Origin of the sequence: Carnobacterium divergens DSM 20623 (assembly GCF_000744255.1) — a bacterium.
GTDB lineage: Bacteria > Bacillota > Bacilli > Lactobacillales > Carnobacteriaceae > Carnobacterium > Carnobacterium divergens.
In genome coordinates this window covers 438,021-452,967 of sequence record NZ_JQLO01000001.1, presented here as the reverse complement: position 1 = coordinate 452,967, position 14,947 = coordinate 438,021, and the positions used below count along the sequence as shown (strand labels likewise).

13 protein-coding genes are annotated in these 14,947 nt (G+C 35.0%); all 13 read right to left on the bottom strand.

Going from position 1 to position 14,947, the window contains the following annotated elements; all coding sequences use genetic code 11:
* Positions 1 to 32: 32 nt before the first annotated feature.
* On the bottom strand, positions 33 to 1,109 hold the full coding sequence (locus BR52_RS02275; protein ID WP_034568750.1) for a hypothetical protein: 1,077 nt from the start codon (positions 1,107 to 1,109) through the stop codon (positions 33 to 35).
* Positions 1,110 to 1,118: 9 nt separating this feature from the next.
* A complete protein-coding gene (locus BR52_RS02270; RefSeq protein WP_034568747.1) occupies positions 1,119 to 2,222 on the bottom strand; it encodes an SPFH domain-containing protein in 1,104 nt (367 codons plus the stop codon).
* A 159-nt stretch (positions 2,223 to 2,381) separates the two neighbouring features.
* Entirely contained in the window at positions 2,382 to 3,647 is a 1,266-nt protein-coding gene (locus BR52_RS02265) for an ABC transporter permease (protein ID WP_236707208.1), read from the bottom strand.
* Complete coding sequence (locus BR52_RS02260; protein WP_034568745.1) at positions 3,634 to 4,539, bottom strand: ABC transporter ATP-binding protein; 906 nt, start codon at positions 4,537 to 4,539, stop codon at positions 3,634 to 3,636. Before BR52_RS02260 ends, BR52_RS02265 begins: the two co-directional genes overlap by 14 nt.
* 147 nt (positions 4,540 to 4,686) lie before the next feature.
* Entirely contained in the window at positions 4,687 to 5,949 is a 1,263-nt protein-coding gene (gene dltD, locus BR52_RS02255) for a D-alanyl-lipoteichoic acid biosynthesis protein DltD (RefSeq protein ID WP_034568743.1), read from the bottom strand.
* The gene (gene dltC, locus BR52_RS02250; RefSeq protein ID WP_034568740.1) at positions 5,949 to 6,185 is read right to left on the bottom strand and encodes a D-alanine--poly(phosphoribitol) ligase subunit DltC; all 237 of its coding nucleotides are present in this window, start codon (positions 6,183 to 6,185) and stop codon (positions 5,949 to 5,951) included. Before dltC ends, dltD begins: the two co-directional genes overlap by 1 nt.
* A gap of 22 nt (positions 6,186 to 6,207) precedes the next feature.
* Positions 6,208 to 7,392 (bottom strand): D-alanyl-lipoteichoic acid biosynthesis protein DltB, encoded by a 1,185-nt coding sequence (gene dltB / locus BR52_RS02245; protein WP_034568737.1) that lies wholly within the window; start codon positions 7,390 to 7,392, stop codon positions 6,208 to 6,210.
* Positions 7,389 to 8,915, bottom strand: a complete 1,527-nt coding sequence (dltA, locus tag BR52_RS02240; RefSeq protein WP_034568735.1) for a D-alanine--poly(phosphoribitol) ligase subunit DltA — start codon at positions 8,913 to 8,915, stop codon at positions 7,389 to 7,391. Before dltA ends, dltB begins: the two co-directional genes overlap by 4 nt.
* A 45-nt stretch (positions 8,916 to 8,960) precedes the next feature.
* Positions 8,961 to 9,110, bottom strand: coding sequence for a teichoic acid D-Ala incorporation-associated protein DltX (locus BR52_RS02235; protein ID WP_034568733.1), 150 nt, complete (start codon positions 9,108 to 9,110; stop codon positions 8,961 to 8,963).
* A gap of 358 nt (positions 9,111 to 9,468) precedes the next feature.
* Positions 9,469 to 11,247 (bottom strand): excinuclease ABC subunit UvrC, encoded by a 1,779-nt coding sequence (gene uvrC, locus BR52_RS02230; RefSeq protein ID WP_034568730.1) that lies wholly within the window; start codon positions 11,245 to 11,247, stop codon positions 9,469 to 9,471.
* Between the two features lie 24 nt (positions 11,248 to 11,271).
* Positions 11,272 to 11,988, bottom strand: a complete 717-nt coding sequence (locus BR52_RS02225) for an alpha/beta fold hydrolase (RefSeq protein WP_034568728.1) — start codon at positions 11,986 to 11,988, stop codon at positions 11,272 to 11,274.
* 131 nt (positions 11,989 to 12,119) lie between these two features.
* Complete coding sequence (gene trxA / locus BR52_RS02220; protein ID WP_034568726.1) at positions 12,120 to 12,431, bottom strand: thioredoxin; 312 nt, start codon at positions 12,429 to 12,431, stop codon at positions 12,120 to 12,122.
* 90 nt (positions 12,432 to 12,521) lie between these two features.
* Complete coding sequence (locus BR52_RS02215; RefSeq protein WP_034568725.1) at positions 12,522 to 14,888, bottom strand: endonuclease MutS2; 2,367 nt, start codon at positions 14,886 to 14,888, stop codon at positions 12,522 to 12,524.
* Between the last annotated feature and the right edge of the window lie 59 nt (positions 14,889 to 14,947).

Sequence of the window (14,947 nt, the reverse complement as noted above, 5' to 3'; positions counted from 1 at the left end):
ATCAAAGAAATTCTTTGGTCTTCCTTTTTAAATTAAATCAAAATAATTAAGACTAAAATCGCAATTGCTAATAACGTAATTTTTAAAGGACTTTTTGGAGCCGCTCCCACAACTTTTCCACTCTGACCATTCACAAAATAATGATAAGTTTTGCCTTTATAAGAATAGCTATTGATCCAAATCGGCAATAATAAGTGTTTAAATTGAGGGTGAGTATAGCTCGTTTGATACTCGATTTCTTTGGTTGTATCTCCACCAATATCCGTTTCAATACTAGCTTTGATAGCTGGAATTACTTTTCCTTGAGCTGCTTTCCATGAATCGGACAAATCAATTTGATAACGTTCTGCAGAAAGTCCAGCTAAATAATCATTTTGATAAGGAACGAGTTCTTTAAATTGAAAAGGTTCTAGTTTTTTAATAAAATTACTACCTTCTTTGCCACTTGCTGGAATCAAAATATTTTTAAATTCTTTTGTCAGATTTCCTCTAGCTTTTTTCCAGCTTACTTTGCGCTTATCTCTTTGTTTAGTAGTGCCATTTTGCCAGTAGGTTTCTTTAGTGTTGTAATAATCCCCACGCATGCCGTGATACTCAACATCAACTTTAGTATCAAATGCCCAATAGGGTAAATAAACCCCTTGAATTTGACTCGCTTGCTTTGCACTTCTTAATTTATTTGGAGCGAATCGCTTTTTCTTAATCCATTGTTTGAAATTCGCTTCTACTTCAGTTTTAGATACTTTAAAAGGAATCAAAGCGTCTGGCAGGATCATTTCATATTCCTTATTTTCCACAATTAAACGAGAATTACAAAATGTACAGACATTGATAACTTGCGTCGCATCCGTTAAAATTTCGGCTCCACAATCATTACAATGAATCATTGTGGATAAGCCTTTAACGACTTCTTTCTTTCCTACTAATTCATCTGCTAATTTAGTTGTTGTAATAGGGGCGTTATTGGAAACAACATCGTATTCACTTCCACAATATAAGCAAACCATTTTATTTTTCGCAGGATCAAACTCAACTGCTCCATCGCACTGGCTGCATTTTACATGTTGTGCTTTTTTTTCACTTAATTCTTCTTCGTTAATGGTAAACACCTCAGCTTTTTAAGATTGCTTTTGACCACATTCTGGACAAAATTTAGTTTGCGGGGTAATTTCAACTTGGCAATTGATACATTTTGGGGTAACGACTTGTATACTTGAACCACATTCAATACAGAATTTGGCATTCGCTGGATTTTCATGCTGACAATTCATACATTTGGTTGCTGATTTAGGTGTTGTTGTCTCAGATTTTATTTCTGGAACGGTTGGTTCAACTACTTGTTGAGGTGCTGATTTTGCCATATTGGTTGCAATCGATTGACTCATTGCATTTCCCAAAACGACACCATTCGTCATTTGGGCCGCCATTCCAGCGACGCCACCATTAGGATTTTTTGCCATTTCAGTCATTGCATCAGCCGCTTGAAGTTGTGTGTAGGTGCCAACTGCATCGCCCATAATTCCCATTGTACTTCTCTTATTGATAGCTTCTTGAACTTCAGGTGGTAAATTAAAGCTTTGGATATCAAAACTGTCTAATTCAATGCCTAATGCAATAAATTTTTCTTGTAGCTTCATTTCACATATTCTACCAAGATCATCTGTAAAAGCCATTAAATCCATATAAGATAGCTTTGCTTCTCCTAGACAATCACTAAAGCTAGCTAGTATCTGTGAACGTAAATGGTCAATTAAAGAGGTCGCGGTTACTTCTTCACCGCTTCCAACGACTTCTTTTAAGAAAACGATTGGATCACTGATGTGATATGAAAAAGTTCCATTACTGCGAACAGCAATAAATCTAAAATCTTCATCTCTTAGATTAATTGGTTGTTTAGTTCCCCAACGTTGATCCAACATTCTTTTTGTATCAATAAAGTATACTTCAGCTTTAAATGGAGAATTAAATCCATATTGCCAAGATTTTAATTTTGTTAAAATCGGTAAATTTTGTGTTTGAAGTTCGTATCTACCTGGAGTAAAAACATCAGCCACTCTTCCTTCATTGATAAAAAGAGCAATTTGAGTTGGAGAAACCGTCAATTGGGCTCCCATTTTTATTTCTTTTTGCTGAATTGGAAACTTATATGCTAGTGTTTCCTTCGTGGTATCTGACCATTCAATAACTTCGATAAATTGTGATTTAATAAAATTAAGTGCCATGCTATTTACTTCCTTTGTTACTGCCAGTCCTCTCTACTTGCTGTCTTTTGAGTTTAAAGCAGTTTATTTTATACTATTATCTTAATGGCAAAAGCTTCTAAATACAATGGCGATTTTAATTAATAAAAAAATCCTTACTTTTCAGTAAGGATTTCGGGTTTAAATCTTATTTTTTTCATTTCGCATAATAACCCACGAACGTTTAAGTGATTTCATTAAACTTGCATCAGAATAAATCAAGACATTTGAACGATACATGGTTAATGATACATACGTACAAATAATTGTGAAAACTGCCATCACAATGATTGATATGATAACGCTATTACTGCTAACTGTATCACTGGCGATTCTAAATGGCATCATAAACGGTGTGAAAAATGGAATAAATGAACCGATTTTAACTAATGGTTCATTAGGTGTGGCAAACCCATACATTCCTCCAAAAAATCCAACTAGCGTCAATAACGTTAATGGTGTAATTGCTTTACCAACATCTTCTACTTTTGAGACTAAGGAACCTAGTAACGCAGCTAAAATCGTATAAATCATAATTCCAAAAATAAAGAAGATAATCGCATTCCCAATTAAATCTTTTAATAGGCTAAACAAATCGATTCCTTTTAAAGCTTCTTCCACAAAATCAAAAGATTTCCCAATTTGATAAGCTATTAGACCTAAAATAGCATAGCTAAAAATTTGAGTGAAACAAACAAATAAAATGCCGACTAATTTTCCAAAGAAATGTTGCGTTGCAGAAACACTTGATAAAATAATCTCCATAATTCGTGTGCCTTTTTCTGAAGCAATTTCTTGGGCAATAATACTTGAGTAGTATAAAGTAAACATATAAATGGCAAATGCGACAATATAAGCGCTCCAGCGTTTAATCATAGCATCTGTTTCTTCATTGGTTTCTTCTTTATTTCCTTCAAATTTTAACGTTGTCGTTTTAACATCTGCAGGCGTAACTAGTGCTGCAACGTCTTTCTGGCTTAACCCTAATTTACCGGCTACTTGATTCGTTTGAATTGCTGTCAAAATCTGAGTAATCATCGTTGTATCCACATTGTCACTTGTTGTACTTTGAATATAATTACCAGTTATTTTATTATTTTTTTCTTCAATAACAAGATAGCCAGTTAAATCTTCTTTTTTCAACGCATCTTTAGCAGCCTTTTCAGTCGTAATTTTTTTATTAATTTTGTACTCGTCTTTTGAGGAGCTTAGGGCTTCAACAAATTGTTTATTTTCAGAAATAATGGCAATTTCTGGAGTTGTTGCGGTTTTATTGACAATATATCCAATTCCACCTGCTGCTGCCGCTATTAAAATTGGGGAAAGAACCATCATAATAAAGGCTACCGATCTGACATTTTTTTTATAAACTTCCCAAACGATAATCCAAAATTTATTTATTTTCATCATTGCCACCCGCTTTCAATTTGAAAATTTCTTCTAAAGTCGGAGCTTGTTGACTAAAGGTTGGAATGTAGCCATTTTTAGTCACAATATCAAAAATTTCCTTGCCATAATGTGCGTCACTTAAATGAATAACTGCAACGCCCTCTGTTGAATAAGCAACGTTCAGCACGCCAGGAAGATTCTCCAATTCAGCAGTTGTTAAATGGCTTTCTAAAAATAATTTTGTCCGACCAAATGTTTCTCTAATTTCATTGACTTTTCCATGTAAAACCGTCTCTCCATTACGCAGCATAATTAAACTATCACAAATTTCAGCAACGTTTTCCATTTGGTGGCTTGAAAAAATGACACAACTCCCCTGCTCTTTTAATTCTATAATTCCCTGTTGTAATAAATCAGCATTGACTGGATCTAAACCACTAAAAGGTTCATCTAAAATTACAAGTTTTGGTTTATGAATTAAGGTACAAATCAATTGAACTTTTTGCTGATTTCCTTTTGATAGTGATTTGACCTTATCTGTTTTTTTACCTTTCACTTGAAATTTTTCCATCCAATAATCAATTTGAGGTCTAATTTCTTTTTTAGACTTTCCTCGTAATCGTGCAAAATAATAAATTTGTTCTTCGATAGAAATATTTGGATACAACCCTCTTTCTTCTGGTAAATAGCCAATCATATCATAATCTACCTTTTTTAACGGTTTGCCATTCCACAATATTTCCCCTGTATCTGCTGTTAAAAATTGTAGAATCAAACGAAACGTTGTTGTTTTACCAGCGCCATTTTGTCCAATCATACCTAGAATTTCACCATCGTTGATTGTAAAAGATAAGTCATTTACCGCGGTTAATGAACCGAATGTCTTTTTTAAATTTCGTACTTCTAGCATCTTTACTCCTCCAATTCATATACCCTGTATTTAACTGTTAACTTTTTTATTTATAGTTATTAGTTTATCATATATCTTTAGAATTACATAAGTTTTATGGATAAAATAACGTACAAAAAAAGTGACGAAAAATTCGCCACTTACTCATTATTCTCCCATATCAGCAGCCTTTTTATCTTGCCACTCTTTTGTTAGAAAATAATTATTTAATTTAATTACATTGGATTCCTTTGTTTTTGACTCTAAAAATGGTTTTAATTGCTTATCAAGAGCCAACCAACCACGCCAACCAATATGAATCGTATCTTGCATAAAGTAACTTTCAGAGCCATCTTGTGAAAAATCAACGACTTTAAAACCTTGGCTTTTTAATTGATAATTGATTTTTTTAGAAAATTGCTCCATCATTTCTGGAGATAACCCTGTAAATTCCATCCACTTATGATTGACAGGTGTTACTACAAAGCGAACGTCCATATTGTTTTCTTTCATTTTAGCTAATACTAATTGAAAATCTGAATATTCCGGAGAGCATTCATAGTCAAAATGAGTTTGTGAGTTTTTTAAATCCCCTTGAATCGGTTGAATTCTTGTTTGATAGAAGCCATTTTTAATCTCAAAAGGATTATTATTGCTTCCTTTTTCGCCAATTTGATAGGCTAATTTATCTAGCTTTTCAAAATTATAAACATCCGGTAGACGTTTAACTGATTTTTCAACTTTTTGTTTATTTTTATTTGTAATGAAAGCACCAAATAGATCATCTTCTCGCTCTAAAATACGCAATTTCATTTTAATATAAACACGTTGTTTCCGTGTCAAGGCTTCGCCTTTTTCTACCGAGCGTAAAGCTGAAACCATTTTGATATCGGATTTAACGGATTTATAAGTTAGTAAGCGCGATGCTGCGTAGCGACGTTCTGGTGTGTCTTTATCATTTGCTTTAATAAACTCGAAGGTTTGCAATGGTGAAAAGTGCGAATCAAACATCATTCCTGGCGCGCCTTTTTTGACAAACCATTGTGGGGAAATAATAAAGACTGCTTTTTTATTTTTTAAGCTTTCTCCCATTCCCTCCATTGCTAAAAAGTGTGTTAGTGATTGAGAACCGGCATTTCCAATCAGATAAGGAGTGTAGTTTCTTTGGTATTTTTCAGCTAACACAGAAGGGTGAAACGGATCAAAACGTGACAATTCAGAAGACCCAAAGAAAGGTACCATTTGTGGCTCATTCATTGCTGTTTGATACACTTTTTCCCCCTTCATAATATTGGTACTGATTGCTGTAGCAGAATCAGCTACTTGTCTTTTTCCAACAGGTAAAATATTAAATGGCGCAAATAAAACTCCTAGTAACATGACCACTGCTACTACTAATGGGCCTATCGCCATAATTAACTTGCGTTTCATTACATTAAAGACTCAATTTTTTGGCTAATTAAGTTAGGCGTTGCCCACTCTGCGCGGTCAAATTCAGAAACAGGTACAGAAACACCAAATCTAGCTTCTACTTCAATCAATAATTGTACAGTTCCTAATGAATCTAAAACCCCTTCATCAAATAAGTTCATATCTAAATTTTCTTTTACTTCATCTGTTCCAGTTAATTCTTCTAATAAATCTAATACTTCTTCTTTTGTATTCATAATAAAACCCTCTTTTCAATTTTTAGTGAATCATTTTATCAAAAATCCCTGAGAATATCAGGAAGCTAAAGCAGACAACGTTAAACGTAATAAAAATGGCTAACCCTTTCGTTGCAAAATTACTTGGCAGTTGTTTTTTGTGTTTCTTTTTAAAACGAAGCCACGCCTCATTGATACACATCGCAACACCGTGAAACAATCCATAAGCAATGTAGTACCACGTTAAACCGTGCCACACACCCATTAATAAGAATAAGGTTAAGTAGCCCACATTAGAAACCGTTACGCGACTCTTAAAGACTTTTTTCTTCATTAGCATAAAGACCATTCTCATAAAGACATAATCTCTAAACCAAAAAGATAACGACATATGCCATCTATTCCAAAAATCTTTTAAATTTTGGCTGATAAACGGCTTGTTAAAGTTAATCGGTGTTTCAATTCCTAATAAATAGCTGGTTCCAACTGCGAATAAGCTGTACCCTGCAAAATCGAAAAACAAATAAAAACTGTAACTATACATATACAACAATAAGCTCATTGAAAAGCCTTTTGTATGCAAAGCCATCTGTTCCGTAAATGGAACTGCAAATTGCCCAATATAGTGAGCAATAATAAATTTATACAAACAGCCTAAGAAAATCATCATAATGCCTTTTCCAATAAGCGTTGCATATTTTTCCTTATCAGGAGGTGTCACAAAATCCTTTTCAAAACGACGGTAACGATCAATTGGACCGGAAGAAATCGTTGGGAAAAATAAAAGGAACTGGAGGAACATTAATGGATTGTATTCCTTAATGATGCCATCTCGAATTTCCATAACCATTTGAACGGCCTTAAAGGTTAAATATGAAATCCCTAAAAAGCCAATAATCGAGGTGTGTCCAGTAACGAATGGGAAAATTTTTACGATTGCTAGTGGAGCAATGGCTAAAATCACTGCGCCAACAAAGACATTCGTTTCATTTTTTTGCATTCGATAACGATGGTAAAGGTAAACTAGAAGGACTTGCCAAATAACATATACAATAATTGAAATACCTTGCTTCCAGTTGCTACCACCAAACGTCACGTACAGCAAGCCTAATGTTACGAGGTTTTGATAAATCAAAAATCGCTTGCCATTTAACAATCCAATAATAATAGGTAAAAATAAAACGGTTAACATCACAAAATATTTGGGTGCCTCATAGGGTAAACTCATGAATTCACCTCATTCATTAATCCTTTTCGATCCACTTTGCCATTTTGAGTTAGCGGCAACTGCTCGACGTAATTCCATTTTTGAGGCATCATATAGTCCATAATCAACGGCTGCAACTCTTTTTTGATTGCATTAGTCAATTGATAGTTTTTTTCAAAATCATGCTCTCTCGCCACAACGAAAGCCACTAAACTTTGAACTTTGTGATCTTTTATTTTTGGAACAACGGTTGCTGCTTTTACGTAAGATACTTGTTCGATATTATGATCAATATCTTCCAATTCAATTCGATAGCCATGAAGTTTCACTTGAAAATCAATTCGTCCTTGATAGAATAATTGATCGCCTTCATATTTTCCAATATCGCCTGTTCGATACGCTTGCACGCCGTCAATTTGATAGAAAGCTTCCGCTGTTTTTTCAGGATTATTAAGGTAACCTTTAGAGACGCTTGGTCCTGTAATCACCATTTCTCCAGGCATGCCACTTGCCACTTGATTTAACTCTTCATCAACTAAGATTACTTCTGTATCCGACTTCACGCGACCAATTGGCAAACGTGGGTATTCTTTTGTAACGTCTGGCGTAATCAAAACCTCTGTAATCGCAACCGTTGCTTCGGTCGGACCATAGGTGTTAAAAACTGCTGCCTTTGGAAAACGGTCATTTAATAATGTTGCTGTTCGGTTCGTTAACTCTTCGCCACAAAACAGGAAGGTTTCTAACGATGGATAATGCTCTGCATCAAAATGGGGTTCCATTAGACAAATATCCATAAATGAAGGCGTTGATACCCATACATTTAAGTCTAGAGTCGGCAATTTTTCAAACAAAAGCTTGAAATTTGTTGTCACTTCTTTTGTTAAAGAAACTAATGTACCACCAGATAACAACGATGGGTACAAATCCATTACGGATAAGTCAAATGAAAATGGTGCTTGCGCTAAAAAGCGCTTGTTCATTCCAAGTGGGAAGTCATTAGCCATCCACTCACTAAAACTAATTAGGTTATCATGGCTGATTTGAACGCCTTTGGGAACGCCTGTTGTTCCAGATGTAAAAATAATGTAGACATTTTCATCTCCTTGAACAGCTTCTGATAGCGGTAAGGGTAACACTTTGTCAGCATCCAACACATCAAAAAATGTTGTCTTATCTATTTTCAATTGCTTCGTTTCAAGGGCAATCGGTAAATCTTCGATTGAAATCACCATTGCTGGCTTTGCAATCGAAATAATTTGTTCTAAACGCTCTGAGGGAGTATGTCCATCAACTGGAATATAAGCATGTCCGGCTTTCATACATCCTAAAAAAGTAATCAGCATCTCGAACTGCAGTCCACCAAAAACAAGAATTGGCGCTTTTTTTGTCAATGCTGTTTGTTGGTTTAAATAACTTGCAACTTTATCTGATTGTTGCATCAATAATTCAAAAGAATACTGTTGTGTTCCATCATCATAACAAATTGCATCTGGATTGCGTTCTGTCATTTTTTTTAGTCGTTCTATAATCGTTTCTGTCATTTGATTTCGTTACATATCTAAACTATGCAACTCGCTCCTTTCTTGTTAAAATTCATTATAAATAAAATTGCCACTGTCTGTATTGGTGTAATCGTATAAGTAAACCAAAATCAATAAAATGGCTAAATAGAATACGGTTTTTGCACAAAATACCACAATATCATTTTCTTTTAATTTATGAATGGCTTCTTTCATTTGAAATACCTCCTTGCCTTGTTTCATCTTCACTGAATATTACAGTCAGATTACACATTGTCATAATTCTATCATTTATTGCTATAAAAAAACATACAAATATATGTAAGTTTTGTTAAAACACCTAACACTTTTGTCACTTCGCTAGAATTGACTGATAAATTACAATTTTATCATTTAATACTACAATTTTTAGTTTACCGAATATCTCTGCTTCTAACATCCGCCTTGAGAATGAATTTCTGCTCCGTCGATTGTCCTAAATAGTCAACTTTTCCTATTATAGCGTGTTTTATCCTTTATTTCAAAAAAAAACCAAAGAAAGAAATTTTTGAAATTTCTTCTTTGGTTTAATCGGTTATTCTAGTGCACTGAAATGCTTCATTACATTTTCAGCTACGTTTTTAGGAAGTCCCACAGCTTTTAACTCTTCCATTGAGGCTTCTTGGATATTTTTGACAGACTTAAAAGATTTCAATAAATTCTTTTTACGGGTTGGACCTAAGCCATCGATGCCATCTAATTTAGAGGCAAAACTGTTTTTATTTCGCAATTGACGATGGAAGGTAATCGCGAAACGATGGACTTCATCTTGAATTCGTTGCAGTAAGAAGAATTCCTGACTGTTTCGTTTTAATGGAATGACACCTAGTTTTGGACCAAATAACAGTTCACTCGTTCGATGCTTGTTATCTTTAGCTAATCCTGCGATTGGAATTTCCAAGCCTAACTGGTTCTCTAATACTTCCTTAGCAGCGTCTACCTGCCCTTTTCCGCCATCTATCAAGACTAAATCAGGCAATGGTAGCTCATCCTTTAAAACCCGTGAATAGCGTCGATAAATGACTTCTCGCATTGACGCATAATCATCTGGTCCCACAACAGTTTTAATTTTGTATTTTCGGTACTCATTCTTAGCAGGTTTCCCGTCAATAAACACGACCATTGCTGAAACGGGATCCACTCCCATAATATTCGAATTGTCAAAAGCTTCGATACGAATTGGAGCCGGAATATTCATTGCGTCCCCTAAATTTTTAACTGCCCCTAATGTACGCTCTTCTTTTTTCTCAATCAATGAGAATTTTTCTTGAAGCGATACACTAGCATTTTTGTTCGCTAGTACGACTAATTCTTTTTTTTGCCCTTTTTGTGGTTGAAGTATTTTAGCATCTACTAGTGCTGCTACACTTTCACGATCAATATTTTTAGGAATCAAAATTTCTTTTGGTATAAAGTGTTGATTTTTTTGATAAAACTGACCGATAAAGGTTAGAAAATCAGCTTCTTCTTCATTATAGAAAGGAAACAAAGAAACATCCCGTTCAATTAATTTTCCTTGACGAACAAAAAAGACTTGGACACACATCCAGCCTTTATCTACCGCATATCCAAACACATCGCGGTCGATAAAATCGGCACTTGTCATTTTTTGACGAATCAAGGTGGTTTCAATTGAATTGATTTGATCTCGAAATTCAGCGGCTTTTTCAAACTCCATGTTTAAGCTTGCTGTTTCCATTTTTTCTGTCAACTCATTTTTTACATCTTCGTAGCCGCCGTTTAAGAATCGTTTAATTTCTTCTACCATCTCAGTGTAGGTTTCTTTGGGAATGTCTTTCACACAACAACCCAAACATTGTCCTAGATGATAATAGAGGCACACTCGATTTGGCAACATTTTACATTTTCTTAGTGGGTAAAGTTTATCTAATAGTTTCTTGGTTTCATTGGCTGCTTTAACATCTGGATAAGGTCCAAAATAAATCGCCTTATCCTTTAATACTTTTCTCGTAATCAATAAACGCGGGTATTTTTCATTGGTAATTTTAATGAATGGATAAGTCTTATCATCTTTTAACATGATATTATATTTAGGATCATTTTTTTTAATCAAATTTATTTCTAATAACAAAGCTTCAATATTGGAGCCCGTTACGATATATTCAAAATCAACAATTTCGCTGACTAAACGTTCTGTTTTTGTGTCGTGACTTCCTCTAAAATAAGAACGAACACGGTTTTTCAATACTTTTGCCTTTCCAACATAAATAATGGTGCCGTTTTTATCCTTCATTAGGTAACAGCCAGGTTGGTCTGGCAAAAGAGCTAATTTATGCTCGATATGTTCATTCATTGGATGAGTAAAACCTCCTTTTATTTAGGGATAAACATCTTCTAAAAATGAAAATACTAACCGATTAAATAGATCTGGTTTTTTCATAATTAGAAAATGATCTGCATCTGGAATAATTTTTAATTGACTGTTAGGTAAGGAAGCGGCAATCAATTTGGTATGCTCTTCTTCAATCATATCATTGTCTCCCGCCACAACTAACACAGGTGCTTGAATCGTTTGTAATTGCTCTGGTGTTAGTTGGAGTTGTTTTAACATTAAATCAATGATTTGTTTACGTTGATTAAAATAGCGACTCACATTTCCTAACAGTTTAGTCATTTTATAAGCTAACTTTACTTGAAAAACAGGAAGTTTTTTCATACCATCCGTTTCTAAGTTTGCCCCTACGATAATTAACGATTGAACATATTCAGGATATTTTAAGGCTACATATAACGCGATATTGCCACCATCACTAAACCCAACAATAGCCGCCTTACGAACATTGAAATAATCCATTACTTCCACAATATCTAAGGCTAATCGTGTAAAGCTAAGGGGGTATTGGCCATGCTCTGAACGTCCATGTCCTCTTGTATCAATGGCAATCACTTGGTATTTCTGACTAAATGCTTCTATTTGGTCTTCGAAAATACTACTGTCTTCTCCATTGCCATGTAGTAAAATAAGAGGTTTTCCTTCACCTGAAATTCTACAATAAATCTCGGTGTTATCAACTGGAATATAAACGGCTTTCATGCCTTGGCCTCCCTTTTAATAATTGAAATGTGTTTACTTGTTATCTAGTTTAATCCATTTTAATCGAAGTTGCAATTGACAAAAAAAAGAGGCATTGCCTAGTAAATTAGGCAATGCAATCTGATTGTAACTTAAGCGTATTTTTTAATGATTTCTTCTAGTTGTTCTTTTGCGTGATAGCCAACTAATTTTTCAACCACTTCGCCATCTTTTTTAACAAGTAATGTTGGGATGCTCATAATACCAAATGAAGCGGGTACTTCTGGATTTTGATCCACATCCATTTTTACGATTTTCACTTGTTCGCCTTTTTCTTCTTCTAAAAGATCTAATACAGGTGATTGCATACGACAAGGTCCGCACCACGTTGCCCAAAAATCAGTGATTACTAACCCTTCTTTTGTTTCATTTTCAAATGTTTGATCTGTAACTGCTAATACCATATTTATTTCCTCCTGTTACTTATAAATTGTAAGTTTAATTTCTAAACTTATTATAACAAACTTTTTCCTTTTTTTCTAAAATAATGCTCGCTACTTAAATTCGACAATCGTAGCGCCATTTCCACCTTGATTGGCGGGAGCTGTTTCAAACTTTTTAATGGAACGATGATTTTTTAGAGCTTGGGTTACCCCTTGTCTAAGAGCGCCAGTTCCTTTCCCGTGAACGATAGTGACTTGTGGATAACCTGCTAATAATGCAGCGTCTAAATACTGGTCCAACTCTTTTAAAGCTGATTCATAACGCTCACCTCGTAAATCCAATTGTGTTGAAACGTGGCTGTTGCTTTCTGAGCGGACAGTTGCTACCATTTTGCGTGCTGTTTCCTTTTCAGCTTGGACTCGGCTTAAATCTGATTCTTTAATCTTCATTTTTAAAATACCAATTTGAACAAGCCATTGATTGTTGTCTACTTTTTCCATTAAAATGCCTCGTTGACCATAAGAATGAACCATCACTTCATCGCCTTTTTTGAAAGTCTTTTGTTCTTTCGCTTTTTTCAAGACTTTATTTTTAGCTAGTGCTTCTTCGTGATGTAGTTTAGATAATCTTGTTTTAGCGTCAATTAGTTCATGTTCTTTAATGCCACCTTCAAATTGACCTGTTAACTGCATTTTGCGCAAATCTTTAACAATTTGGCTAGCTTCTTCTTCTGCTGTTTCGACTACTTGATTGGCTTTTTCACGAGCTTTCTTCATTAAACCTTCTCGTTCTTCATAAAACTGCGTGATTGCAGTTTGCAAATCAAGATGCAGCTGTTCAGCTTCATTGACATAATGACGCACTTCAAGATACTCTGTTTCCGTCATTTTACGACGATTTTCCAAATCTGCAATCATTTCATTTAGGTTTTGACTTTCTCCATCAATCAAACTGCTAGCTGCTTGAATCACGGTTTCATCTAATCCTAAACGTTTCGAAATCTCGAAAGCATTACTACGCCCAGGTACGCCAATTAGTAAACGATACGTTGGACTCAAAGTTTCAACATCAAATTCCATACTTGCATTGATGGTTTTAGGTCGATTATAGCCATAGGCTTTTAATTCAGGATAGTGAGTTGTTGCCATCACAAAACTACCAATTTCTCCTACTTTATCTAAAATCGCAATCGCTAAAGCGGCTCCTTCTTGAGGATCGGTTCCAGCTCCTAATTCATCAAATAAGATTAAGCTTTTTTCATCAATTTGATCTAAAATAGACACAATATTAGTCATGTGAGAAGAGAAGGTACTTAAACTTTGTTCAATCGATTGTTCATCGCCAATATCGGCAAAAATCTCATTGAAGATTCCCATCTGACTTTCTTCTGCTACTGGCAATTGTAAGCCCGATTGTCCCATTAATTGCAACAAACCGAGTGTTTTTAATGTAATGGTTTTCCCACCCGTATTTGGTCCCGTAATCACAACAGCTTGGTAATCACCACCAATAGTAATGTCATTTGCTACTGCTATTTTTTCATCCAATAAAGGATGTCTTGCTTGGTGAAATTTGATTTCATTTGTTTCGCTAATCAAAGGTCTCGTTCCTTTAATGGCTTTTGCATAACTGGCTTTTGCACCGATGAAATCTAATTTTCCTAATAAATAGGTATTGTTTAAAATTTCATTGCCAAATGGTTCGATTTCATTTGAAATTTCAGCTAAAATACGGTCAATTTCTTGACGCTCTTCTATTTGTAGTTGTCTTAAGCGATTGTTTAAGTCAACGACACTTTGTGGTTCGATAAATAAGGTTTGACCTGTTGAACTTTGATCGTGGACAACCCCACCAAAATGACCTCGGTACTCTTGTTTTACTGGAATCACGTAACGATCATTTCGCATAGTTACAATCGCATCACTTAAATACTGAGCACTTTTGCCACGTACCATGCCATCTAATTTTTCACGAATGTTGCTCTCTGCTCGCTTCATTCCGTTACGAATGCCTTTTAACGCTTGACTTGCGTCATCTAAAACGCGACCGTCTTCATCCACTGTTTCACGTATTAATTGGCTTAATGTTGGCAGTGTGACAAGTTTTGCTACTAGTTCATATAATTGATGCAACTCGATTTCAGCATCTTTCAAGTCGTCAAAAAAGCGTGTTACTTCTGACGTCGTTTTTAAAATTTTACCGATTTGAGCAATCTCAAGGCCATTTAGCATGGCTCCGATTTCTAAGCGTTTCAAATGTGGGCGAATGTTTTGCAGTTTAGGAATCGGCATTCCACCACGTAAACGCAAGATTTTTGCACCATCCTCCGTTTCTTCCTGCCATTTTTCAACTTCCTCGATGGACGTCGAAGGAGCTATTCCTTCCGCTTGCTCTCTTCCTAACTCAGAAGAAGTGTAACGAACAAGTGCCTGTTTGATTTTATCGAATTCAAGTGTGTAACTAATTTTTTTATTCATGTCCAACCCTTCCTTCACTTCATTTCCTTAAAAGAAAACGCCCTTCAAAAAAGAAGAGC

Coding starts and splice junctions, on each gene's coding strand:
- BR52_RS02265 (WP_236707208.1), bottom strand. CDS start 3,647: ATGAAAATAAATAAATTTTGGATTATCGTTTGGGAAGTTTATAAAAAA.
- uvrC (WP_034568730.1), bottom strand. CDS start 11,247: ATGAATGAACATATCGAGCATAAATTAGCTCTTTTGCCAGACCAACCT.
- dltB (WP_034568737.1), bottom strand. CDS start 7,392: ATGAGTTTACCCTATGAGGCACCCAAATATTTTGTGATGTTAACCGTT.
- BR52_RS02225 (WP_034568728.1), bottom strand. CDS start 11,988: ATGAAAGCCGTTTATATTCCAGTTGATAACACCGAGATTTATTGTAGA.
- dltA (WP_034568735.1), bottom strand. CDS start 8,915: ATGACAGAAACGATTATAGAACGACTAAAAAAAATGACAGAACGCAAT.
- dltC (WP_034568740.1), bottom strand. CDS start 6,185: ATGAATACAAAAGAAGAAGTATTAGATTTATTAGAAGAATTAACTGGA.
- BR52_RS02215 (WP_034568725.1), bottom strand. CDS start 14,888: ATGAATAAAAAAATTAGTTACACACTTGAATTCGATAAAATCAAACAG.
- BR52_RS02270 (WP_034568747.1), bottom strand. CDS start 2,222: ATGGCACTTAATTTTATTAAATCACAATTTATCGAAGTTATTGAATGG.
- BR52_RS02235 (WP_034568733.1), bottom strand. CDS start 9,110: ATGAAAGAAGCCATTCATAAATTAAAAGAAAATGATATTGTGGTATTT.
- dltD (WP_034568743.1), bottom strand. CDS start 5,949: ATGAAACGCAAGTTAATTATGGCGATAGGCCCATTAGTAGTAGCAGTG.
- BR52_RS02260 (WP_034568745.1), bottom strand. CDS start 4,539: ATGCTAGAAGTACGAAATTTAAAAAAGACATTCGGTTCATTAACCGCG.
- trxA (WP_034568726.1), bottom strand. CDS start 12,431: ATGGTATTAGCAGTTACAGATCAAACATTTGAAAATGAAACAAAAGAA.